Annotated in this window: 2 protein-coding genes; both read left to right on the top strand. The window is 33.0% G+C overall.

The genetic code is table 11. From position 1 onward, the window contains the following. Positions 1-2 precede the first annotated feature (2 nt). Positions 3-173 carry an enoyl-CoA hydratase-related protein gene (locus COI44_RS24905; protein ID WP_142329312.1) on the top strand — a complete coding sequence of 57 codons (171 nt, stop codon included), beginning with the start codon at positions 3-5 and terminating at the stop codon, positions 171-173. A gap of 56 nt (positions 174-229) precedes the next feature. Then, positions 230-736, top strand: a 507-nt coding sequence (locus tag COI44_RS23730; protein WP_098430068.1) for an electron transfer flavoprotein subunit beta/FixA family protein, incomplete at its 3' end; no start/stop codon positions are given.

The following is a 736-nucleotide window of genomic DNA, read 5'->3' as shown; positions in this document are numbered from 1 at the left end:
GTATGCAATCAATTCAATATATTCTACAACTACTAACTTCTACTAGAACTAATTCATATCATGAAGCGGTGGAAGAAGAGTCTAAACTATTTGGAGAAATTTTTACAACTGAAAATGCAAAAGAGGGTATTTCGGCATTTTTAGAAAAAAGAAAACCAGTGTTTAATAAATAAGTAGTTTAATATTTTAAAAAAATAGATGTAGTTACATTTCCTGGGAGGGTATAACAATGAACATTTATGTACTATTAAAAAGAACATTTGACACTGAAGAGAAAATTACAATTTCAAATGGTGCAATCCAAGAGGATGGCGCTGAATTTATTATAAATCCATACGATGAGTATGCAGTTGAAGAAGCGATTCAAATTCGTGACGCTCATGGTGGCGAAGTAACTGTCATAACAATTGGTAACGAAGATAGTGAAAAAGAACTTCGTACAGCACTAGCTATGGGTGCTGATAAGGCTGTATTAATTAACGTTGAAGATGACGTTACAAATGCTGATCAATATACAACTTCTAAACTTATTGCTAAATACTTAGAAGATAAAGATCCTTCAATTATTTTAGCAGGTAATGTTGCAATTGATGGAGGTACTGGTCAAGTAGGTCCACGCGTTGCTGAATTACTAAATATTCCTTACGTGACAACAATTACTAAAATTGACATTAATGGTACAACAGCTACAATCGAACGTGATGTAGAGGGTGATACAGAAATCATCGAAACATCT

The sequence above is a fragment of the Bacillus sp. AFS088145 genome (assembly GCF_002564465.1).
Taxonomy (GTDB): Bacteria; Bacillota; Bacilli; order Bacillales; family Bacillaceae_G; genus Gottfriedia.
The sequence above is the reverse complement of the archived record's forward strand: the minus strand, read 5'-3'. Positions and strand labels throughout refer to the sequence as shown.

Bases quoted from the DNA above. Each gene is read 5' to 3' on its own strand.
- COI44_RS24905 (WP_142329312.1), top strand. From the start codon at position 3: ATGCAATCAATTCAATATATTCTACAACTACTAACTTCTACTAGAACT.